19 protein-coding genes are annotated in these 21094 nt (G+C 68.8%); 7 read left to right on the forward strand and 12 right to left on the reverse strand.

Translation table 11 applies throughout. The annotated features are described in order from the left end of the window. Positions 1-37: 37 nt before the first annotated feature. Complete coding sequence (locus OD997_RS03445; protein WP_056510015.1) at positions 38-799, reverse strand: YebC/PmpR family DNA-binding transcriptional regulator; 762 nt, start codon at positions 797-799, stop codon at positions 38-40. 338 nt (positions 800-1137) lie between these two features. Between OD997_RS03445 and OD997_RS03450 the strand changes: the two genes are divergently transcribed. Together OD997_RS03450 and OD997_RS03455 are read left to right on the forward strand one after the other, a co-directional pair. Continuing rightward, a complete protein-coding gene (locus OD997_RS03450) occupies positions 1138-1911 on the forward strand; it encodes a phosphotransferase (RefSeq protein WP_434330354.1) in 774 nt (257 codons plus the stop codon). 27 nt (positions 1912-1938) lie between these two features. After that, a complete protein-coding gene (locus OD997_RS03455; protein ID WP_434330355.1) occupies positions 1939-3318 on the forward strand; it encodes a pyridoxal phosphate-dependent decarboxylase family protein in 1380 nt (459 codons plus the stop codon). A 16-nt stretch (positions 3319-3334) separates the two neighbouring features. Here OD997_RS03455 and OD997_RS03460 read toward each other — a convergent pair whose 3' ends face one another. The 5 genes from OD997_RS03460 to pdxS all read right to left on the reverse strand — a co-directional run bounded on the left by OD997_RS03460 (position 3335) and on the right by pdxS (position 10368). Continuing rightward, complete coding sequence (locus OD997_RS03460) at positions 3335-6694, reverse strand: ATP-binding protein (protein ID WP_434332331.1); 3360 nt, start codon at positions 6692-6694, stop codon at positions 3335-3337. After that, positions 6691-7350, reverse strand: coding sequence for a DUF4194 domain-containing protein (locus tag OD997_RS03465; protein WP_434330356.1), 660 nt, complete (start codon positions 7348-7350; stop codon positions 6691-6693). Before OD997_RS03465 ends, OD997_RS03460 begins: the two co-directional genes overlap by 4 nt. Then, positions 7343-8806: a DUF3375 domain-containing protein gene (locus tag OD997_RS03470; protein WP_434330357.1), complete on the reverse strand. Its 1464-nt coding sequence runs from the start codon at positions 8804-8806 to the stop codon at positions 7343-7345. The genes OD997_RS03465 and OD997_RS03470 overlap by 8 nt, the downstream gene beginning before the upstream one ends. A 73-nt stretch (positions 8807-8879) precedes the next feature. After that, the gene (gene pdxT, locus OD997_RS03475; protein WP_434330358.1) at positions 8880-9485 is read right to left on the reverse strand and encodes a pyridoxal 5'-phosphate synthase glutaminase subunit PdxT; all 606 of its coding nucleotides are present in this window, start codon (positions 9483-9485) and stop codon (positions 8880-8882) included. Next, entirely contained in the window at positions 9475-10368 is an 894-nt protein-coding gene (gene pdxS, locus OD997_RS03480) for a pyridoxal 5'-phosphate synthase lyase subunit PdxS (protein ID WP_434330359.1), read from the reverse strand. Before pdxS ends, pdxT begins: the two co-directional genes overlap by 11 nt. Before the next feature lie 114 nt (positions 10369-10482). Here pdxS and OD997_RS03485 point away from each other — a divergent pair, with 114 nt between their 5' ends. Beyond that, entirely contained in the window at positions 10483-11790 is a 1308-nt protein-coding gene (locus OD997_RS03485) for an aminotransferase class I/II-fold pyridoxal phosphate-dependent enzyme (RefSeq protein WP_434330360.1), read from the forward strand. 76 nt (positions 11791-11866) lie between these two features. Then, a complete protein-coding gene (gene pdxY / locus OD997_RS03490) occupies positions 11867-12718 on the forward strand; it encodes a pyridoxal kinase PdxY (RefSeq protein ID WP_056307601.1) in 852 nt (283 codons plus the stop codon). 9 nt (positions 12719-12727) lie between these two features. Here pdxY and OD997_RS03495 read toward each other — a convergent pair whose 3' ends face one another. From OD997_RS03495 to OD997_RS03515, 5 genes are all read right to left on the reverse strand, one after another. Then, positions 12728-13276 carry an HIT family protein gene (locus OD997_RS03495; RefSeq protein ID WP_434330361.1) on the reverse strand — a complete coding sequence of 183 codons (549 nt, stop codon included), beginning with the start codon at positions 13274-13276 and terminating at the stop codon, positions 12728-12730. After that, positions 13273-15198 carry a threonine--tRNA ligase gene (gene thrS, locus OD997_RS03500; RefSeq protein ID WP_434332332.1) on the reverse strand — a complete coding sequence of 642 codons (1926 nt, stop codon included), beginning with the start codon at positions 15196-15198 and terminating at the stop codon, positions 13273-13275. Before thrS ends, OD997_RS03495 begins: the two co-directional genes overlap by 4 nt. Before the next feature lie 121 nt (positions 15199-15319). Continuing rightward, positions 15320-15679 carry a YnfA family protein gene (locus OD997_RS03505; protein ID WP_434330362.1) on the reverse strand — a complete coding sequence of 120 codons (360 nt, stop codon included), beginning with the start codon at positions 15677-15679 and terminating at the stop codon, positions 15320-15322. A gap of 34 nt (positions 15680-15713) precedes the next feature. Beyond that, the gene (locus OD997_RS03510) at positions 15714-16403 is read right to left on the reverse strand and encodes a response regulator (protein ID WP_434330363.1); all 690 of its coding nucleotides are present in this window, start codon (positions 16401-16403) and stop codon (positions 15714-15716) included. Then, the gene (locus OD997_RS03515) at positions 16400-17569 is read right to left on the reverse strand and encodes a sensor histidine kinase (RefSeq protein ID WP_434330364.1); all 1170 of its coding nucleotides are present in this window, start codon (positions 17567-17569) and stop codon (positions 16400-16402) included. Before OD997_RS03515 ends, OD997_RS03510 begins: the two co-directional genes overlap by 4 nt. 180 nt (positions 17570-17749) lie before the next feature. Here OD997_RS03515 and OD997_RS03520 point away from each other — a divergent pair, with 180 nt between their 5' ends. The 3 genes from OD997_RS03520 (at position 17750) to OD997_RS03530 (ending at position 20589) form a co-directional block, all read left to right on the forward strand. Next, entirely contained in the window at positions 17750-18700 is a 951-nt protein-coding gene (locus OD997_RS03520; protein WP_434330365.1) for an alpha/beta fold hydrolase, read from the forward strand. A gap of 62 nt (positions 18701-18762) precedes the next feature. Further along, positions 18763-19182: a DoxX family protein gene (locus OD997_RS03525; RefSeq protein ID WP_434330366.1), complete on the forward strand. Its 420-nt coding sequence runs from the start codon at positions 18763-18765 to the stop codon at positions 19180-19182. Between the two features lie 57 nt (positions 19183-19239). After that, on the forward strand, positions 19240-20589 hold the full coding sequence (locus OD997_RS03530; protein ID WP_434330367.1) for a cryptochrome/photolyase family protein: 1350 nt from the start codon (positions 19240-19242) through the stop codon (positions 20587-20589). A 16-nt stretch (positions 20590-20605) separates the two neighbouring features. Here OD997_RS03530 and OD997_RS03535 read toward each other — a convergent pair whose 3' ends face one another. Next, positions 20606-21088, reverse strand: coding sequence for a hypothetical protein (locus tag OD997_RS03535; RefSeq protein ID WP_434330368.1), 483 nt, complete (start codon positions 21086-21088; stop codon positions 20606-20608). Positions 21089-21094 lie beyond the last annotated feature (6 nt).

The raw sequence follows: 21094 nt of genomic DNA on the forward strand, positions 1-21094 counted from the left end.
GCTATTCGCCGTCATCGCCTCCGGACGCTCGCCGCGCCTACGCGTCGTCGTTCTCGAGTTCGGCCTGCACGTCGGCCGTGAGATCGAAGTTGGTGAAGACGTTCTGCACGTCCTCGCTGTCTTCGAGCGCGTCGATCAGGCGGAAGATCTTCCGCGCGGTGTCGGCGTCGATCTCGACCTTGAGGTTCGGCACGAACTCGACATCGGCCGACTCGTAATCGATGCCGGCCTCCTGCAGAGCGCTGCGGACCGTGACGAGGTCAGTCGCCTCGGTGATGATCTCGAAGCCCTCTGCGTGAGGCTCGATCTCCTCGGCGCCCGCTTCGAGGGCGGCCATCATGACGTCATCCTCTGTCGTTCCTTCGGAGCCGACGACGATGACACCCTTGCGGCTGAAGTTGTACGCCACGCTGCCGGGATCGGCGAGAGTGCCGCCGTTACGGCTGAGCGCCGTGCGCACCTCGGCCGCCGCGCGGTTCTTGTTGTCGGTCAGACACTCGATCATCATCGCGACGCCGTTGGGTCCGTAGCCCTCGTACATGATCGAGGTGTACTCGACGGCTTCGCCGCCGATGCCCGCTCCGCGCTTCACCGCGCGGTCGATGTTGTCCTTCGGGACGGACGTCTTCTTCGCCTTCTGCACGGCGTCGAACAGCGTCGGGTTGCCCTGCAGGTCGGCCCCGCCGAGCTTGGCGGCGACCTCGATGTTCTTGATGAGCTTGGCCCAGGACTTGGCGCGCCTGGAGTCGATGATGGCCTTCTTGTGCTTCGTGGTGGCCCACTTGGAATGCCCGGACATAAGTCTCCGCTCGTCGTATCCGCCCGGGGGCTCGGCCCAGGGCATCGTCCATTCTATCGAACCATGTCAGCTCCATGCGGTGGCACACGTGTCGGCGGACTCCGCTCGAGCGCTGATAGCGTCGATCGGATCAGCTGACCACAGAGGACGCACACGATCATGATCCCCGGTGCCGACCGCCTCCGCCCGGAGTGGGCGACGCTGCCCGCTGCCGTTCGCTCGGCGATCGTCGGAGCGATCGGTGGTCGATTCGTCTCCGACTCCCCCGCCCATGGCGGCTTCAGCGCCTCGTACGCCGGCGTCGTCGTGACCACCCACGGGCGCGCCTTCGTCAAGGCGTGCGGTGCGGACTGGCACACGACTCGCTGCATTTCCTGCGCGAGGAGATCCGCGCCGTCGCGATGCTCCCCCCGCACCTCGGGCCGTCAGTGCGCGCGGCGTTCGATACGGACGCCGGTGTGGCGCTCGTGCTGGAGGCGATCGACGGCCGGCATCCCGGTGCGCCCTGGACCGCAGGCGATCTCGACGCCATCGCTGCGACCATGGCGCGCCTGTCGCGCACTCCCGCGCCAGTGGGGATGGAGCGGGCTGAGGATCGGATGATCCCCGGCTTCACGCGATGGGCAGAGATCGCGGAGGACCCGCGATTGCTGGCCGGGCTGCCGATGCCCCTGTGCGCGCGGATACCGGAGCTGAGGGAGATCGAGAGCGGGTTCCGCGATGCGCTGCACGGCGACGTCGTCGTCCACGACGATCTCCGAGCCGACAACATCCTGATCAGCGACGGTGAGGCGCGTCTTCTCGACTGGCCGCACGCGCGTCGCGGCGCGGCCCGGGTCGATCTCCCTTGCCTGCTCCCCAGCGTCGAGGCATCAGGCGGTCCGCGATGCGAGGATGCGTGGCGGATCTTCGAGGCGCACGGCGCACCGACGCAGCAGGCTCTGCTCCCCGTCATCTCGGGGTTCGCATCCTTCCTCTGGTTCAACCAGGCGCAGCCCGAGATCCCCCAGCTGCCGGGGCTGCGCGCGTTCCAGAGACAGCAGGCCGTTCCCGCGCTCCGGTGGCTGACGAGCCTGCTGACAGGACCGCCGGACGGCAGCCCTCTGGCGTGACGATGACCACGGGTGTAGTCCTGACTCATGGACGACAGCGTCGGCGACGACAGGATCCGCGGATTGGACGCCGCCCACCGCGCGGCACTCGAGTTCCTCGGATCGCTGGAGGACAGACCGGTGTGGCCGCGTGCGACTCTTGCGGAGATGCTCGAGGCCTTCGGCGGGCCGCTGCCTGCAGAAGGCATGAGCGCCGAGGAGGTCGTCGATCGGATCGTGTCGCGGGCGGACCCCGGCCTCGTCGCGATCCCCGGCGGGCGTTTCTTCGGATTCGTGATCGGAGGCACGCATCCCGCCGCTCTCGCCGCCGACTGGCTCGTCTCGGCGTGGGACCAGAACTCGGGTTCGGCGCTGCTCACACCGACCACCGTGGCGCTGGAGCGCGTGGCCGGGCGATGGATGCTCGACATCCTCGGTCTGCCCGAGTCGGCGAGCGTCGGCTTCGTCACGGGCGGCCAGATGGCGAACTTCACGTGCCTCGCGACGGCACGCAACGCCGTGCTCGCCCGAGCGGGCTGGAACCTCAGCGAGCAGGGCCTGCGGGAATCTCCGCCGATCCGCTTCGTCGTGGGCGCCGACCGTCACGGGTCGATCGATCGAGCGGCTCGTTTCCTCGGGATCGGGCGCCGTGAGATCACGATCGTCGAATCCGACGACGCGGGACGCATGTCCCCCGACGCACTGCGCAGCGCCCTGGCGACCGGCTCGGGACCGACCATCGTCTGCTTTCAAGCCGGCGAAGTGCACACCGGGGCGTTCGACGACTTCGCAGCCCTCGTGCCGATCGCACATGAGCACGGCGCCTGGGTGCACGTCGACGGGGCGTTCGGCCTGTGGGCCGCGGCATCCGAGTCGCTGCGGCCTCTCACGGCGGGTATGTCGGATGCCGATTCCTGGGCGACGGATGCGCACAAGACCCTCAACGTGCCCTATGACTGCGGCATGGCCATCGTCCGCGACTCTGCAGACTCGATCGCGGCCTTCCGCACCGGCGGCGACTACCTGGTCTACACGAGCCTGGATCCGTGGGATGTCACCCCCGAGCTGTCACGCCGCGCGCGCGGCGTCCCCGCTTGGGCGGCGATGCGGAGTCTCGGACGGAACGGCATCGCCGATCTGATCGACGGCCTGCACGGGAACGCGGTCGCGATGGCCGAGGGACTCGCCACGATCGACGGCATCCGGATCCTCAACGACGTCGACTACACGCAGGTCATGTTCCGCCTCGACGAGGACGATGCGACCCGCGCCCTTGGTGCCGCGGTTCTTCTCGAGGGCACGGCCGCTCTGACCGGCGCCGAGTGGCGAGGCCATGCAGCGCTGCGCTGCTCGATGTCGTCGTGGGCGACGACCCGAGATGACATCGACCGCACGGTCGGCGCGATCAGGACCCTCGTGGCCGGCTGAGCCGTGCGGCGCCCGATCACGCGTCCCCGGCCGGCAGCCCCACCTTCGGACGAGCCCACGAGCGACCGCGCGTGTCCTTCAGGATGTCGTACTCCACGTCGACGTGCGGCTCGATCGCGCTGTACTTGTCGTTCGGTGCACCGATCACCAGCTGGAAGCCGAGTCCACGCCATGCACCGATCGCACGCTTCGTGAAGTGCGCGTCCGCCTTGATGAGAGCCTCATCCATGAACACAGGCGCATATCGCGGACGCTCAGCCCCCGCGTCACCGAGCTGATATCGCAGCGCGGCGCCGACGATGAATGCGACGAGCTCCTGCGACTCTCCACCCGACTTCTCGCCGATGTGGTCGTAGAGCGCGACGTGCTCCCGCGTCGTGGCATGGATCCGCTCAGCGCTCACCCTGACGTGGTTGCGCACGTCGATGAGTTCAGCGAAGTCGGGCGCCGTCCGTCGCATCCGACCGATCAGACGGCTCATCCTCCGGTAGACGCTCTCGCGATCCGCATCCGTCGTCGCTGCCTCGATGAGACCCCGCACCTCGCGCAGCTCCTTGCGGAATCGTCTGCGCGCCTCGGACTGGTTCTCACGCGGCGTGATCTGCAGGCGGTGCTCGTCGTCGTAGAACGGCAGCTCCTCCATGATCCGGTTGATCGGGTCGATGCGGTTCTTGATCTCACGCAACGACCGCCCGAGCGTCGAGTCCAGGCTCGTCAGGTCGTTTCCGGAGAGCTTGAGCAGGCTGTCGCGCCACTCGGACTCGAGCTCATGCAGGCCGTTGGTCTCGAGCGCCTCGAGGATGCTCTCGAACTCGGCGACCGATTCGTCGGGGTCGGGCACGATCGTGAGGGTGTCCCAGCGCTCGAGGAATCCCGTCATCAGGCGCCGCATCTGCTCGCGCTGGTCGGCGTGTGCCGCGGCTGCCGACGTGCGGTCCTCGAGCAGCCTCGTCGCCGCGGTGCGCAGTGCCGAGTCGAGGTGCGCGAGGCGCTCCGACGCGGTGATGCTGACGGCCGCATCCGCCCCGAGGAAGCGCGCGTCGAGGAAGGAACGGTGCCGCTCCTCGAGGGCGACCTCGGCTGCCTCCGCCGCGTCGACGATTCGCTGACACGCGTCGACCTGGTCGGTCACTTCGACCCATCGATCCTGAGCGACCGTGAGATCGCCGCCCAGGCGGGAGTTCTCATCCCGCAGGCGGCCCGCGCGCTTGCGGAGCTCCTCGGCCTGCGCACGCAGCTCGGCGATCTTGGGGTTCTCGTCAGTGACCTCGGCTTCGACCGCGAGCCAACGGGCGCGCTCCGCAGCGACGGCCTCGACGTCGATCTGATCCCAGGTGAGGTCCTCGATCTTCGCGTGCGCCTTGGCTGTGGCCTCGATCCTGTCGAGGCCGGCCTCTGCCTCGACAGCCGCCGATGCCGCAGCATCCCGACGGCTCTGTAGCTCGCTGATCTGCTCGTCGAGCTCACGCAGACGACGCGCGTTCGAGAATCCGAGCATGTTCGCGCGGCCGTGACCGCCGTGGGACCCGCGGTCGCCCTGGGACACCTGCCCCGCGATCGTCAGCGCCCGAGGATGATCGGCGAGCTCTGCCGACGAGTCGACGCACACGTACTCGAACCGTTCGCGGAGTCGCTGCTGCAGCCACCCGGTGAACGGTGTGGACCGATGATCGAGACGACCCGGAAGGGTTCGCGGGTCGGCGGTGGCCGACTCGGCGAGACCGGTGTGCACGCCTTCGTAGCTGATCCGCTCTGCGGTGCGGACGGAATCGATGGCGGCGCGGAAGCGTCCGAGGTTCGAGGCGTCGATGAGCAGGGTCCGCGCGAAACCGCCGAGCGCGAGGTTGAACGCGTCCCGCCACGGCTCGAACTCGGTGCGCACCTCGATCAGCTCGCCGACGAACGGCAGATCCGTCGGAGCGAGCCCGGCGGCCTGCGCGAGGAGGGCCCGCGACTCGTGCAGGTGCGCGGGAATGCTCCCCCGCAGCTCCCGGGTGCGGTCCCGCTCGGCCTCAACCCGGGCGAGCTCTGTCGCAGCCGTTCGGCGCGCTGTCTCGGCGTCCGCGAAGGCCGCACGCGCACCCCGGATACCCGTATGCGGGAGTTCGCGACGGAGGCGGGCGATCAGGTCCTCGAACCCGGCCGCATCGTGCACCTCAGCGCCGAGCTCGCCTGCGACGGCGTCGAAACGGGCGCGCTCGCGCTGGACGTCCTCCAGTCGACGCTCGACGCCGCGCAGCTCGCGCTGAGCGGTCTCCAGGCGATCGCCTCCCGACTGTCGCAGCACATCGAGAAGCCCCTCGCGCTCGACCTCGGCAGCGGAGATGAGGGCGTTCTTCTCTCTGACCGCCAGCTGGAGAGCCTGGGTCCGATCGCGCAGGTCGGTCTCCACCTCGCGCAGCAGGTCGAGGCGACGCTCGGCGCTCCACAGCGCCGCGAGCGAGGTCGACTCGGAGAACACCCCGACCTCGTCCACGACTCGCATCCGCTCCGACGCCGCCTCGATGCGCTGTGCGATGCCGCGGATCGGCTCGAGCGCCGCCACCTGCTGCTTGGCGACCAGCATCCTGGTGCGCGTGCTCTCGAGCTCGTCGAAGTGCGCGACCACCGCGTCCGCGGTCGCCATCGTCTCGGGCTCCTCGAGCACGAGCTTCTTGTACAGGTCGTCGACGGTGGTGATCTGCTGACCGGCCTGGATGCGGGCGAGAAGGCTGATCGCCTTCGCCCCGGAACCTGCAGCGCCGATGCCGAGCACGGCGTGCAGGCGGGCCGAGAACTCGCGATCGGTCGCGACGGGATCGAGCCCGACGGCGCGCACCGACGCGTCGCTGAGTCGCAGAGTCGCGGCACGTTCCAGCTGCGTGAGGTCGAAGGGTCCATCGATCGTGGCGCGCAGCCTCGTGGTGTCCTCGAGCGTTCGGGCGTCCGCGGGGATGTACCACCCGCGCACCGCCGTGAAGCGCGAGCCGTCGTGGTCGAGCCAGGTCATGGACACGGCGCTCCAGGTGTCCTCGCCGTCACCGCGGAGGACGCGGAGCTTCGTTCCCTCGTCGGTGCGGGACTCGTCGATCTTCCCCCGACCGTAGGACAGGATGTTCCGCTGCTCCTCACCGCGCGGACGCCCCGTGACCCCGCCGTTGGAAGCGCCGTTGAACGGGGTCGTATGCGGCATCATCAGGGCGATGTAGCCGTCCATGAGAGTGGACTTGCCGGACCCCGACCCACCGCACAGCAGAGTCGCATCCGGAGAGAACCGCACCCGATGCGGCCCGCCGTCGTAGCCGCCCCAGTTGATGAGCTGCAGCTCCTCGGCGACCCACTGCTGGCCTCGGGACTTCGCGGGGATCATCCCGAAGAGCGTGTCCATCATCGTCATCGTGTCACCACCGCCTGGGATCGCAGCCACTCGCGCAGCTCTCTGAGCGTCTCGGCGCTGAGCACCACCTCGACAAGAGCGGTGATCCGATACCGTCCGCTGGTCTCCTCTTGCACGATTCCCTCCCGGTCCAAGCGGTCCAGCGCACTGCGGATCGCCCGCTGCTGCTTCGCGGTTCCGCCGTCGACGTCGGCGAAGTAACTGAGGACCGTCTGCTCGACGTCCTCGATGTCGATCCGCACGGAGCCCTCGCCGGACGCCGACTCGCGCTGATACACCGTTCGCAGGTGCACGAGGACGAGCGTCTCAGCACGAGAATACGGAGAATCCTTCAGCAGCACGGGCATCTCGACCTCGTCGGAGCGCAACTGCTGCTTGTATGCGAACCCTCGGGCGTGATCGATGATGAGACGCAGGTAGACGTCGTTGAGTCGCGACTCGATCACCTGCTGGTGCTCGAGGAGCAGGGTCCACTCCCGGCGGTTGCGCTCCATCGAGATGAAGCGGCGCTGCAGAAGATGCACGAGCACCCGCCTGATCTCGGGGTCGAGAGTGCCGCGGTCACCCGGGAAGTGCGCCTCGAGGTCATCCTCCATCGCCGTCGGGGCGATGAAACCCTGGTTCGCGCCGGCTGTGGTGAGGTCGTCGTCACTCATCTGCATCTTCTTTCGTGCTGCGGGCGGTCACGGTGCCGAAGGCGAACCGGCGAGTCGTCCCGTCCGGTCTCAGAGCTTCGACCGTCGATATCCCGTCGCCGTCGGTGAGACCGTTCCGGTGGGCGATCTCGAGCAGACCGAGGAGATCCACGGGGCGTCGACTGGCATCCGGCACCTCGCGGAATGCCTCGGCGAGGTCGAAGTCCGGCCCGAGGCCCGCGACGTACGCCTCGAGCTCGGCATACCTCGGGCCACCCCATGCCCGTGTGTCGTGATCGAGGAAGTCGACGTCGTCGGCGTCGGTGAGGGGCGCCGGAGCGCGCGGAGGTCGGATGTCGCTGGTGGTCTGGCGCAGATGCCCCAGGTCGATTAGCGGCATGCTTCGGACCGGATCGACGACCGTGGCCGGACCCGACCACCCGTGGAGCCCTGCGATGACGTCACGGAGGAGGTCGTCGATCTGACGATCACGCAGTGGATCGTGGGTCTTCACCTGACCGGTGATGACATGCGAGGCCCGGCGCTGTGCGGCCAGCACCTCTTCGACTCCGAGCTCCACGCGTCGTGCGATCGCGTCGAGCTCGGCACGCTGCGTGCTGTCGAGCATGCGGGCGAAGGGCTGGTCGAGAAGGCCACGGAGCTGTTCGGTGAGGGCGTCGATGCGGTCGGGGTCGCCGATCAGGCGCAGCGCCCCTGCGAAAGCGCGCCCCTCCGGGGTCGACTGCATCACGTCCTGCGCACGCTGGAGATACTCGCGCAGCACCTCGCTCGTCGGCCTCTCGTCCCGCCGGAGGTGGGCGACGACATCGCGCTGCATCGCTCTGAGCGACTCGGCGACCCGCGTGAAGTCCGCGGGGAGTTCGCGTGCCAGGTGCAGCACATTCTCCGCCTCTTCGAGGAGCTCCTCGTCGTCCGCAGGGTCCGCGTGCCCGGACTCCTCGATGCGCGCGATCTCGGCGTCGAGCAGCTCGCGCTCGGCATGCAATCGCGACAGGCGGCGAACCGGGTCCACCTCGGCGCTGACCGACAGATGATCCACGGCGTCCAACAGTGTGCGGACGCGGGAGTTGGAGACCCGAGTGCGCCCTCCGCCGGTGCGGCCCGAGATCTCGAGTGCGGCGACCGCGTGGGCCGACAGACGATAGACCTCGACGTCATCGTCGATCTGCTGGATCAGCCAGCCGAGACGCACCCAGTTGCGGCACACGTCGCGTCCGCTCCCCGAGGGGAGCTTCCGGTCATCCTCGTCGTAACCCGCCGCGCGGAGCTCGTCGAGCACCTCGGCCAGTTCGGCGTGGGCATCCGCGACCGCGACCGAGGCCCGGTCGGCGTTGAACAGGAGAGTGAGCGACGCCACCACGAACGGGGCGAACCGCCCGTGCAGGAGATCGAGGGTCGGGGTGCCGAATGCGGTGACGGCACGCGCATACGCGGCCTCAGCCCTGGATCCAGTCACTCGAACGAGAATAGTCCGACCTCGGGGCCCCGCCTGTGATGCCCTCGTTCGTGGCGGGTCGCGCGGCAGGAGGTCAGCGCTCGGAGGCGTGCTCACGGACGCTCTCGAGGAACAGCTCGTGGAACCGGGTCTCGCCATCGACCTCGGGGTGGAAGCTGGTTCCGAGAAGCGTCCCCTGCCGCACCGCCACGATTCCGCCGCCCGGCAGCGAGGCGAGCACCTCGACCCCGTCGCCCGTGCGCTCGACGATCGGCGCTCGGATGAACGTCGCGTGCACCGGCATGCCGCCGAGGAGCGGAACGTCGAGGCCGATCTCGAACGACTCTGTCTGACGGCCGAACGCGTTGCGGCGGACACTCACATCCATGCCGCCGAACGACTGCTGCCCGTCGATGCCGTCGAGCACCTCGTCCGCGAGGAGGATCAGCCCGGCGCACGTGCCGTACACGGGAAGCCCCGCAGCGATCGCAACGCGGATCGGCTCCTGCATCCCGAAGACACGCGACAGCTTGTCGATCACGCTGGACTCACCGCCGGGGATGACGAGGCCGTCGACGGCCACCAGCTCCTCCGGGCGGCGCACCAGCGCGACCTCGGCTCCGAGTCCCGCGAGCACGGCGGCATGCTCGCGCACGTCGCCCTGCAGAGCGAGGACGCCGACCCGTGGACTACCAGCCACGCTCGGCCAGGCGGTGCGGGGCCGGGAGGTCGGACACGTTGATGCCGACCATCGCCTCTCCGAGTCCGCGCGAGACCTCGGCGATCACCTTGGCGTCGTCGAAGAACGTCGTCGCCTTGACGATCGCCTTGGCCCGCTCCGCGGGGTTTCCCGACTTGAAGATCCCGGATCCCACGAACACGCCGTCGGCGCCGAGCTGCATCATCATCGCGGCGTCCGCCGGAGTGGCGACGCCACCCGCGACGAAGAGCACGACCGGGAGCGTGCCGGTCTCGGCGATCTCCGCGACGAGCTCGTAGGGCGCCTGCAGCTCCTTCGCCGCGACGAACAGCTCGTCCTTCGGAAGGGCCGTGAGAGCCGCGATCTCGCCGCGGATCCTGCGGATGTGCTTCATCGCCTCCGAGACGTCACCCGTGCCGGCCTCACCCTTGGAGCGGATCATCGCCGCGCCCTCGTTGATGCGGCGGAGAGCCTCGCCGAGGTTGGTCGCGCCGCAGACGAACGGGACCGTGAAGCCGTATTTGTCGATGTGGTTCACGTAGTCGGCGGGCGACAGCACCTCGGACTCGTCGATGTAGTCGACGCCGAGCTCCTGCAGCACCTGCGCTTCGACGAAGTGGCCGATGCGGGCCTTGGCCATGACCGGGATCGACACGGACGCGATGATGCTGTCGATCATGTCGGGGTCGCTCATGCGCGAGACGCCGCCCTGCGCGCGGATGTCGGCGGGAACCCGCTCGAGTGCCATGACGGCGACGGCACCCGCGTCTTCGGCGATCTTCGCCTGGTCGGCGGTGACCACGTCCATGATCACACCGCCCTTGAGCATCTCGGCGAGACCGCGCTTGACGCGCGAGGATCCGGTGGTGGTCTGTTCGGTCATGAGAGCTCCTGTCGGGGAAGCACGATGTGCATGAGTGTGTCGAACGATGTCTCGTTTGATCTAGGCCAAACAGTAGCACTGTCCGGAACGACCTAGAATCGGTGGTGAGGAGACATGAGCGACCAGATCACCGGAACGACCGCAGCGGACATCGCCGACAGCGTGCGCGGCCTGCGCGACCGCGGTGTGCTGCGCGCCGGCAGCCCCCTGCCTCCCGTGCGCGAGCTCGCCACCCTCCTCGGCGTCAACCGCAACACCGCGGTCGCCGCCTACCGACAGCTCGCCCAGGCCGGGCTCGTCATCTCGCGAGGGCGCGCCGGTACCGTCATCGCCGGTCTCGAATCCGTCGCCCAGGAGGGCTATGCCTCGGACACCGTCCTGCGCGACGTCGGCACGGGCAACCCCGACCCCCGTCTGATCCCCGACCCGTCACCGGCGCTGGCGACGGTGGCCGGACGTCCGGTGCTGTACGGCGAGCCTGTGATCGACCGCGGACTCGACGACTGGGCGCGCGAATGGATCGCGCAGGATCTCGGTGACCTCGACTTCGGCATCACCGTCACCAGCGGAGCCGTCGACGCCGTCGAACGGCTGCTCGCTCAGGCGTTGATGCGCGACGACGCCGTCGCCCTCGAGGATCCCTGCTTCCTGGCGAGCATCCACACGGTCCGTCTCGGCGGGTATCGGGCCGTGCCCGTGCCGGTCGACGAGCAGGGGATGACTGTCGACGGGCTGCGCGCCGCCCTGGACGCCGGTGTGCGAGCCGTGATCTGCACCCCCAGAGCTCAGAACCCGACCGGCGCGAGCCTCACGGCAGCCCGGGCGTCGGAACTGCGTACCGTGCTCGCCGAGCATCCGTATGTGCTGATCATCGAGGACGACCATTTCTCGATGCTGTCGCAGCGCACCTACGAATCGCTGATCGGCCCCGATCACCGCCGGTTCGCACTGGTGCGCTCGGTGTCGAAGTTCCTGGGGCCCGACATGTGCCTCGCGATCGCGGCGACGGACGCGACCACGGCCGAGCGCCTAGCGATGCGCTTGAGCCCCGGGACCACCTGGGTCAGCCATCTGCTTCAGCGTCTCACGCTCACACAGCTGACCGACGACGCGGTGCTTTCACGCATCGCAGACGCCCGTGAGCACTACGCCGCGCGCAACGAGGCCTTCGCCTCGCGCCTGCGCGAGCATGGCCTCGACTCCCCCACCACCGACGGCTTGAGTCTGTGGATCGAGTTGCCCCAGCCCGCGCGCCTCGTCGCAGAGCGGCTCATGCGCCGAGGCTGGCTCGCACGCACCGGCGACGACTTCGCCCTCGATGAGCGCGCCGACCCGTCGCGCCACCTTCGCCTCACGGTGCACGATCTGTCCGAAGACGACACCGCGACGCTGGTCGCCGACCTGGTCTCGGCCGCACGATGACCCACCGCACCATGACCCACCGCACGATCACCACACGCCGCGGGAGCACTCCCGCCCTCACTGAAAGGATCGGGGAATGAAGGTCCTCTCCATCCAGTCCGCCGTCGCATACGGCCACGTCGGCAACTCGGCCGCGGTCTTCCCGCTGCAGCGCATCGGCGTCGAGGTTCTCCCGGTGTACACGGTGAACTTCTCGAACCACACCGGCTACGGCGCCTGGCGCGGCCCGATGATCGATCCGAACGATGTGCGCGAGGTCCTGACGGGCATCGAGGAGCGCGGCGTGTTCGGCGAGATCGACGCCGTGCTCAGCGGCTACCAGGGCGGCGAGGGCATCGGAGACGTCATCATCGACGCCGTCGCCCGCGTCAAGGCGGCGAACCCCGACGCGGTCTACGCGTGCGACCCGGTGATGGGGAACGCGAAGTCCGGATGCTTCGTCGCGCCGGCGATCCCGATCCTGTTGCGTGAGAAGGTCGTGCCTGCCGCCGACATCATCACTCCGAACCAGTTCGAGCTCGGGTTCCTCACCGGGACCGAACCGGACACACTCGAGTCCACGCTCGCCTCTGTCGACCTGGCGATGGCCATGGGACCGCGTACCGTGCTCGTCACGAGCGTCGAGCGCCCCGACCGCGAAGAGGGCACCATCGAGATGCTCGTCGCCGACTCGGCGGGCGCCTGGATCGTGCAGACGCCTCGGCTGCCCATGAAGGCGAACGGCTCGGGCGACGTGACCGCTGCGCTCTTCACCGCGCACTACGTCGAGACCGGCGACGCGAAGGCTGCGCTCGAGCGCACGGCGTCGAGCGTGTTCGACCTGCTCGCCGCGACCCTCGAGTCCGGTGCGCGCGAGCTGCAGCTCGTCGAGGCGCAGGAGTTCTATGCGAACCCGCGGATGCAGTTCACCGCACGCCAGGTGCGCTGAACCGCCGCGTCACGGCTTCGGCCAGGCGTTCGCCACAGCTTCTCGCACTTCGCCGAGCAGCTGGGGCAGCGCCTTGGTCTTGGCGATGATCGGGAAGAAGTTGGCGTCAGACGTCCACCGCGGCACGATGTGCTGGTGCAGGTGGCCGTCGACGCCGGCACCGGCGACGGCGCCCTGATTCATCCCGAGGTTGAACCCGTCGCAGCGTGATACCTCCCGGAGGACGCGCATGCCGATCTGCGTCAGCGCACCGATCTCGGCGACCTCTTCGGGCGTGGCCTGGTCGTAGGTGCCGATGTGGCGGTACGGGCAGACCAGAAGGTGCCCCGAGTTGTACGGGAAGAGGTTGAGCAGCACGTAAGCCGTCTCGCCCCGTGCGACGATCAGTCGCTCGGCATCCGGGAACTTCGGCGCCTCGCAGAAAGGGCACTCCTCGCGCAGCGGCTCTGGGCCCGCCTGGATGTACGCCATCCGGTGCGGAGTCCACAGCCGCTGGAACTCGTCGGGGACGCCGGCGAATTCGCCGGCGTCCTCCCACGGCTCGGAGGGTGTGGTCACGCCAGATCCCCTGCTGTCTGCACGAGCGTGTGCGCGTCGATCGCCTCGCGGATGCGCGCCACGGCGTCGGCGATCGGCACGCCGTTCTCCTGGGTGCCGTCGCGGTAGCGGAACGAGACGGTGCCGGCATCGCGGTCCTTCTCGCCCGCGATCAGCAGCAGCGGGACCTTGCCGGTCGTGTGCGTGCGGATCTTCTTCTGCATGCGGTCGTCGGAGGCGTCGAGCTCGGCGCGCACGCCCTGCGTGCGGAGCGTCTGGACGATCTCACCCAGGTGGTCGGCGAACTCGTCGGCAACAGGGATGCCCACGACCTGCACGGGAGACAGCCACACGGGGAAGTCGCCCGCGTAGTGCTCGAGCAGAATGGCGAAGAACCGCTCGATCGAGCCGAACAGCGCGCGGTGGATCATGATCGGACGCTTCTTCTGGCCGTCCTTGTCCATGTACTCGAGCTCGAAGCGCTCCGGCAGGTTCGGGTCGACCTGCACGGTGGAGAGCTGCCACGTGCGGCCGATCGCATCGCGCGTCTTGAGGTCGATCTTCGGGCCGTAGAAAGCAGCCTCGCCGGGGACCTCGGTGAGCTTGAGGCCGGACGCCACGGCGACGCGACGCAGAGCATCCGTTGACGAGTCCCAGAACTCGTCGGATCCGATCCACTTGGACTTCTCGTCGTCCTTCATCGACAGCTCGAGCTCGAAGTCGGTGAGACCGAAGTCGCGGAGCATCGAGAGGATGAACTCGAGGACCTTCGCGACCTCGCCCTCGAGCTGGTCGGGGGTGACGAAGAGGTGCGAGTCGTCCTGGGTGAAGCCGCGCACGCGGGTGAGGCCGTGCAGTGCGCCCGACAGCTCGTTGCGATAGACGGTGCCGTTCTCGGCGAACCGCAAAGGCAGGTCGCGGTAGCTGCGCGCGCGCTCCTTGTAGATCAGGATGTGCATCGGGCAGTTCATGGGCTTCAGGTAGTAGTCCTGGCCCTGCTTGGTGATGTTGCCCTCGTCATCGCGCTCCTCGTCCATGACGATCGGCGGGTACATGCCCTCCTTGTACGTGACGAGGTGGTTCGAGGTGAGGAAGAGGTCTTCCTTCGAGATGTGCGGCGTGTACACGTAGGTGTACCCGCCCTCGATGTGGCGCTTGCGCGCGTGCTGCTCCATCTCGCCGCGGACGACGCCGCCGCGAGGGTGCCAGACCGAGAGACCCGAGCCGATCTCCTCGGGGAACGAGAACAGGTCGAGCTCCTTGCCGAGTCGCCGGTGGTCGCGCTTGGCGGCCTCTTCGAGACGGTGCTGGTACTCGCGCAGTTCGTCCTTCGACGGCCAGGCCGTGCCGTAGATGCGCTGCAGCTGCGGGTTCTTCTCACTTCCGCGCCAGTAGGCCGCGGCGATGCGGGTGAGATCCCAGCCGTTGCCGATCATGCGGGTGTTGGGCAGGTGCGGCCCGCGGCAGAGATCCTTCCAGACGACCTCGCCATCGCGGGTCGTGTTGTCATAGATCGTCAGCTCGCCCTCGCCGACCTCGACGGATGCGCCCTCTGCCGCCTCCTTGCCGCCCTTGAGACCGATGAGCTCGAGCTTGAACGGCTCGTCCGCGAGCTCCGCCCGTGCCTCGTCGTCGGTGACGACGCGGCGCACGAAGCGCTGACCCTCACGGACGATGCGCTGCATCTCTTTCGTGATGGCCTTGATGTCTTCGGGCGTGAACGGAGTGTCGACGCCGAAGTCGTAGTAGAAGCCGTCGGTGATGGGCGGGCCGATGCCGAGGTTGGCCTGCGGGTTGATCCGCTGCACCGCCTGCGCGAGCACGTGCGCCGCCGAGTGACGGAGGATGTTGAGTCCGTCGGGGCTGTCGATCGTGACCGGCTCGACCTCGTCGGCATCGGTCACTGTCGCGGCGAGGTCCTTGAGGGTCCCGTTGACGCGCATCGCGACGACTGAACGGTTAGAGAACAGGGCGAAGCCGTCTTTCGGCTGAGCATTTTCAGGCACTGCACACTCCATCTGGGTCTGGATCTAGGCTACTCGCATGCCCGGGGGCTGCTGACCGCTACGACACCGCCTCGGTCGCGGTGTTCGCGGCCGTCGGCGCCAGGATGATGATCGCCGCACCGACCAGCGCGAGCGCGGAGCCGACCCAGTCCCAGATCGTGGGCTTGAAGCCGTCGATGATGATCCCCCACGCCAGGGATCCCGCGATGAACACGCCGCCGTACGAGGCGAGCACGCGTCCGAAGTTCGCGTCGGGCTGCAGCGCCGCGATGAATCCATACGCGCCGAGCGCCATGACCCCGAGCACCGCGAACAGCCACCCCCGGTTCTCCTTGACCGCCTGCCAGATCAGCCACGCCCCGCCGATCTCGGCGACGGCGGCGAGCACGAAGAGGATGCTGATGCGCAGGACGGTCATGCACTCAGTGTGGCAAAGACCCGCGACCCGCGTGTCAGCTGCCGGCCGTCACCAAGCCCGACTCGTACGCGAGGATCACGAGTTGCGCCCTGTCGCTCGCCGAGACCTTCGCCATGATCCGGTTCACGTGGGTCTTGGCGGTGTGCGGTGAGATCGTCAGCCGAATGGCGATGTCGTGATTCGTGAGTCCCTCGGCGACGAGCTCGAGAACCTCGCGCTCCCGTGGCGTCAGCGGAGCGAGCACGTCCACCCACCGCTCGGAACGCGGTGCTCCGCCACGACGCACCGCCCGCTCGATCAGCGCCCGGGTCGCGGATGATGAGAGAAGTGCCTCACCCTGGTGCACGGTGCGCACGGCGCGGACGATCTCGTCGGGTTCGGCACCCTTGCCGATGAAACCGCTCGCGCCCGCGCGCAGCGCTGCGACGACGTTCTCGTCGTCCTCGAAAGTGGTCAGGATGAGCACCCGCGGGCGGTGCGACGCATCCGCGCCCGCGGAGGCGGGGGCATCCGCGCAGATCAGAGCGGTGGCGGCGATCCCGTCGAGTTCCGGCATCCGGATGTCCATCAGTACGACGTCCGGCGCGGTATCGATGACCGCATTCACCGCTTCACGTCCGTCGGATGCCTCTCCGACCACGAGAAGACCGCCGTCGCTGAGGATGTCCCGCACGGCATGCCGCACCAGAGGCTGGTCGTCGACCACGAGCACCGAGATCGTCAAGGCTTCGTCGCCGCCTCGGTCGGGATCCAGGCCTCGAGTGAGAAGACTCCGCCCTCGCTGCCGAAGTGCACGGCGCCTCCGACGGCGGCGATGCGCTCCTGCAGTCCGCGCAGCCCGTGGCCCGCACGGGGAGGTTCTGACGACTCGTTCGCGGTCGGGTTCACGATCGTCATCCGCACCGCGGCCCCTTCGGTGCGGATGGCGCCGGTCGCCGTGCCGCCGCGGCCGTGCTTGTGCGCATTGGTGAGGGCCTCTTGGAGCACCAGGTAGGCGACGTGATCGCCGGCCGGCGACAGAGCCAGACCGTGGTCAGGGCCCCGCAGATCGACACGGAGTCCGGCCCCACGGAAACCGGCGAGGAGCACATCCAGGTCGGCCAACCCACTCTGCGGGCGGAGCTCGACCTCACGCTCGTCGGTGTCGGTGTCGGTGTCGGCGCGCAGCAGCGTCATGAGTCCGCCGATGTCGGCGAGAACCGTCCGTGATGCGCTCCGCACGGTCGTCAGGGCCTCACGTGCACGCTCGGGTCGAGTCTCGAGAGACGACGAGGCGACTCCCGCGTTCAGGCTGATCACGGCGATCTGATGCGCGACCACGTCGTGCAGGTCGCGGGCGATCCGCACCCTGTCTTCCGCGACCCGCCTGCGCGCCTCGTCGTCGCGGCTCCGTTCGGCCCGCTCCGCGCGCTCGGTCATCGCCGCGGCGAACTCCCGCCGTGAGCGTGCGGTGTCGCCCAGCGCTCCGCCCAGGACGATGATCAGGATGAACTGGAGAGCCGTCGAATCGAAGAGATCGCCTCCGAGCGCCCATCCCCCGGCGAAGAAGGCGACCACGACCGACGCGCCGAGGGCGAGCAGACCGATCCGTCGGCCGAGATGATCGAGCACCGCGTAGCAGGCGATCGCGACGGCGAGGAGCGCACTCGGAGAGATCGACCCGGCCGCGGCGACGGCCACCACACACGCCAGGCTGACGCCGAGCGCTGGCAGCGGCCACCGCCGCCTGAGCGGCATGACCACCGCGGGGGCGAGAGCCGGGATCAGAAGCATCCCCGTGGCACGGAAGGTCTCGACCGGGAACGGCAGGACGGCCACCGCCACGATCAGCGCGGCCGAGAGGACGTCGCTCATCCGGAACCCGTCTCGGGTGGCACGGGTGATCGACATGCATCCAGTATTTCGTGTCTGCCACCGCTGCGGATCCACCCGCCGGATGACTCCCTCGTACTGCGAACGCGGTACCGAGGTGTCCGCGGCGGGCTGATGCGCCCGGAGATCTCACGATCCAGGCTGGGAGGACAGGCGCGCACCACCCCTCCGACACCCGTGTGCGCCGGGAAGGCTATCGTGCGCAAGTCCCTGAGAAGAGCCCTCATCGTCGTGGGGGCCATCGGCACCGTGTTGGCGGTCGGGCTGACGACCACGACCGTGGTGAACGCCGTGTCGACCGAGACGGAGAAGAGCCGGATCGCGACATACGGCCAGACGGTGACCGTCGACGGGCGGTCGATGAACGTGGTCATCACCGGCGAGGGCGACCAGGACGTCGTGCTGCTCCCAGGCTTCGGCACGGCGTCCCCGGCCCTCGATTTCGGGCCGCTGGTCGCAGAACTCGCGCAGGATCACCGCGTCATCGTCGTCGAGCCGTTCGGCTACGGCCTGAGCGACGGCACCGACCGGGCGCGGACGACCGACAACATCGTGGACGAGATCCACGGGGCGCTGCAGGCGCTCGATGTCGACAGCTACGTGCTGATGGGGCACTCGATCGCGGGCCTCTATGCGATCGAGTACACGAACAGGTACGCCGATGAGGTGAAGGCATTCGTCGGCATCGACACCAGCGTGCCTGGGCAGCCGAACATGGACACGGTCTTCCCGACCGGCCTGCTGGCCGCAGTGAAGAACCTCGGCCTGATCCGCCTCGTCGCGGGTGCGACCGGCGACGGCCTCGACGGCCTCGAATACGACGACGAGACGCGCGAACAGATGTCGCTCCTCAGCAATCGGAACTCCCTCACCTCCACCTACCTCGACGAGATGACGCACATCAGGACCAACTTCGCGGACGCCGTCGACACGGCGTTTCCCGCGGGCCTCCCCCTCCTGCTGTTCGTGGTCGCCGACAACGCCGGCAATCCGGACTGGATCGCCCTGCACGAGCGTCAGGCTGCGGAGGTCGACGACGGAACCGTGATGCCCCTCGACGGCGAACACTATCTGCATCACACGCGCTCCCCCGCGATCGCAGACGGACTCCGGCGGTGGGAAGCCGACCGTCTCCTCGGTGCCAGCTGAACCGGCGCGACGCGCCCCGACGAACCCCGGACCCTCGGATGCCGCCGGGGTAGCGTGAGCGGATGATCAGAGCACTGGCGCGTTGGATCCTCGCACTCGCCCTGGGGGCTGTCGGCATCGTGCACTTCGTCAGCACCCGTGGCTTCCGGGTCGTCGTTCCCGACTGGGCGACGAAAGCCACCCGCCTCGACAAGGACGCGATCGTGATCGCCTCCGGTGCCGCGGAGATCGCGCTCGCGGTCGGGCTCGTCGCACTTCCGAAGGAGAGGCGACGCATCGGCATCGCGACCGCCGCGTTCTTCGTCGCCGTGCTGCCGGGCAACGTGCATCAGTGGCGCACGCACCGCTCCACCCCCGGTCTCGACACCGAGGCACGACGCTTCGGCCGGCTGTTCCTCCAGCCGCTGCTCGTGCTGTGGGCACTGTGGGCGACTGTTCCCGATCCTGTTCCGGCGGGTCGCGCGCGGCGTCGTAGCCGCTGAGGCGGGCGCCACGCAACCCCTGTCCGCCGATTCCGCGGCGCGGGCGAGAATGGAGCCATGTCCTCCCCTTCGATCGTGTGGCTCCGTGACGACCTCCGCCTCGCCGACAACCCGGCGCTGCGGGCGGCCATCGATCGTGACGAGCCGGTCGTCGTGCTCTACGTCCTCGACGAGGAGTCCCCCGGCATCCGTCCGCTGGGCGGCGCAGCGCGCTGGTGGCTGCACCACTCGCTCGCCTCGCTGAGCGGTCGACTGCGCGAGCTCGGGGCGACGTTGACGCTCCGTCGGGGGCCCGCCGAGCGCGTCGTCCGCGAGGCCGTGGCGGACACGGGAGCGAGCGCCGTGTTCTGGAATCGCCGCTACGGAGGTGCGGAGCGCGACATCGACGCTGCGTTGAAGGCGTCGCTGCGTGACGAGGGACTCGAGGTCGCCTCCTTCGCCGGCTCTCTGCTGCACGAACCATGGACGGTGAAGACCGGGGGCGGCACCCACTTCTCAGTGTTCACGCCGTTCTGGCGAGCCTGCCTCGCTCTCCCCGCGCCCCGCGCGCCTCTCCCCGCACCGCGGAGCCTCGACGGGGCGTCGCCCCGCCCCGCCTCCGACGACCTCGACGACTGGGGCCTGCTGCCGACGCGACCGGATTGGGCCGGGGGCCTCCGCGAGACGTGGGAGCCCGGCGAGCCTGCCGCACGAGCCCGGCTGAGATCCTTCCTCCACGACGACATCGGCACGTACGACCGAGCAAGGGACGAGCCGTCCGCTGGGGCGACCTCGCTGCTCTCGCCCCGACTGCGCTGGGGCGAGCTGAGTCCTTTCACCGTCTGGCATGAGGCGGTCGACGCGCACGGCGCAGCGGGATTCCTCTCGGAGTTGGGCTGGCGCGAGTTCGCGTGGCACACCGTGTTCCACTCCCCTGATCTGGCGACGGTGAACCTTCGCCGTCAGTTCGATGCGTTCCCCTGGCCGCGCCTCGACCCGGCCCAGCTCGCTGCGTGGCAGCACGGCGACACCGGTGTGCCTCTGGTGGATGCCGGAATGCGCGAGCTCTGGCACACCGGCTTCATGCACAACCGCGTGCGCATGGTCACCGCATCGTTCCTGGTCAAGAACCTGCTGATCGACTGGCGGCGCGGCGAGGAATGGTTCTGGGACACGCTCGTCGACGCCGACGGGGCCAGCAACCCGTTCAATTGGCAGTGGGTCGCTGGATCGGGAGCCGATGCGGCACCCTACTTCCGGGTGTTCAACCCCGAGCTCCAGGCCAAGAAGTTCGATCCGCACGGCCTCTACATCTCGGAGTGGGCATCGGATGCTCCTACCGAGCCGATCGTCGACCTCGCCGCCACGCGCAAGGCGGCCCTCGCCGCCTACGACGTCGTCAAGCGATCCGCGCAGCCCGCGTCCTGAGCGCTGCGCCCTCGCCTCAGGAGGCGTAGCGCTCGACGCGGAGCACGCAGTCGAGCGCTTCGTCCTCGACGGCCACCGACGTCGCCCAGTCGGCGCTCGCACCAGCGTCGATCGACGCGACGTCGACCTGGGTGAGCGACCGAGTGTCACCGCCCTCGGTGAGCAGCGAGACGTAGATCCGATAGGACGCCGCGGCCTCGCTCGAGTTCGTCACCGACCCGGCGACCTCCCAGTGGTCACCCGCGAGCTCGCACGTCTTGACCTCGGCGTCCGAGAGCGCACCCTCGAGCCCTTCACCGGAGCCGGGCGTGTCCGTGATGTCCGTGACGCCCGCTTCGGCCTGTTCCGTCGCGGTCGGCGTGGGCTTCGGCTCGGGGGCAGAGTCCGTGCACCCGGCCAGGACGAGGCCGAGGGCCACGGCGATGCCGGCCACGACCACCCCCTTGGTCGCCGTGCGGCGTCCTGCGGTGGACGGGGAGGTTGAGCTCAGGTTCAGCATCGTGTG

This window comes from Microbacterium sp. CGR1 (genome assembly GCF_051062835.1).
In the GTDB taxonomy this organism is placed as follows: domain Bacteria; phylum Actinomycetota; class Actinomycetes; order Actinomycetales; family Microbacteriaceae; genus Microbacterium.

What these genes read in the sequence shown, in the direction of transcription:
- OD997_RS03445 (WP_056510015.1), bottom strand. Translation starts at nt 799, where the DNA reads ATGTCCGGGCATTCCAAGTGGGCCACCACGAAGCACAAGAAGGCCATC.
- OD997_RS03455 (WP_434330355.1), top strand. Translation starts at nt 1,939, where the DNA reads ATGGACGACAGCGTCGGCGACGACAGGATCCGCGGATTGGACGCCGCC.
- OD997_RS03460 (WP_434332331.1), bottom strand. Translation starts at nt 6,694, where the DNA reads ATGACGATGATGGACACGCTCTTCGGGATGATCCCCGCGAAGTCCCGA.
- OD997_RS03465 (WP_434330356.1), bottom strand. Translation starts at nt 7,350, where the DNA reads ATGAGTGACGACGACCTCACCACAGCCGGCGCGAACCAGGGTTTCATC.
- pdxS (WP_434330359.1), bottom strand. Translation starts at nt 10,368, where the DNA reads ATGACCGAACAGACCACCACCGGATCCTCGCGCGTCAAGCGCGGTCTC.
- OD997_RS03485 (WP_434330360.1), top strand. Translation starts at nt 10,483, where the DNA reads ATGAGCGACCAGATCACCGGAACGACCGCAGCGGACATCGCCGACAGC.
- pdxY (WP_056307601.1), top strand. Translation starts at nt 11,867, where the DNA reads ATGAAGGTCCTCTCCATCCAGTCCGCCGTCGCATACGGCCACGTCGGC.
- thrS (WP_434332332.1), bottom strand. Translation starts at nt 15,198, where the DNA reads ATGCGCGTCAACGGGACCCTCAAGGACCTCGCCGCGACAGTGACCGAT.
- OD997_RS03505 (WP_434330362.1), bottom strand. Translation starts at nt 15,679, where the DNA reads ATGACCGTCCTGCGCATCAGCATCCTCTTCGTGCTCGCCGCCGTCGCC.
- OD997_RS03515 (WP_434330364.1), bottom strand. Translation starts at nt 17,569, where the DNA reads ATGTCGATCACCCGTGCCACCCGAGACGGGTTCCGGATGAGCGACGTC.
- OD997_RS03525 (WP_434330366.1), top strand. Translation starts at nt 18,763, where the DNA reads ATGATCAGAGCACTGGCGCGTTGGATCCTCGCACTCGCCCTGGGGGCT.
- OD997_RS03530 (WP_434330367.1), top strand. Translation starts at nt 19,240, where the DNA reads ATGTCCTCCCCTTCGATCGTGTGGCTCCGTGACGACCTCCGCCTCGCC.
- OD997_RS03535 (WP_434330368.1), bottom strand. Translation starts at nt 21,088, where the DNA reads ATGCTGAACCTGAGCTCAACCTCCCCGTCCACCGCAGGACGCCGCACG.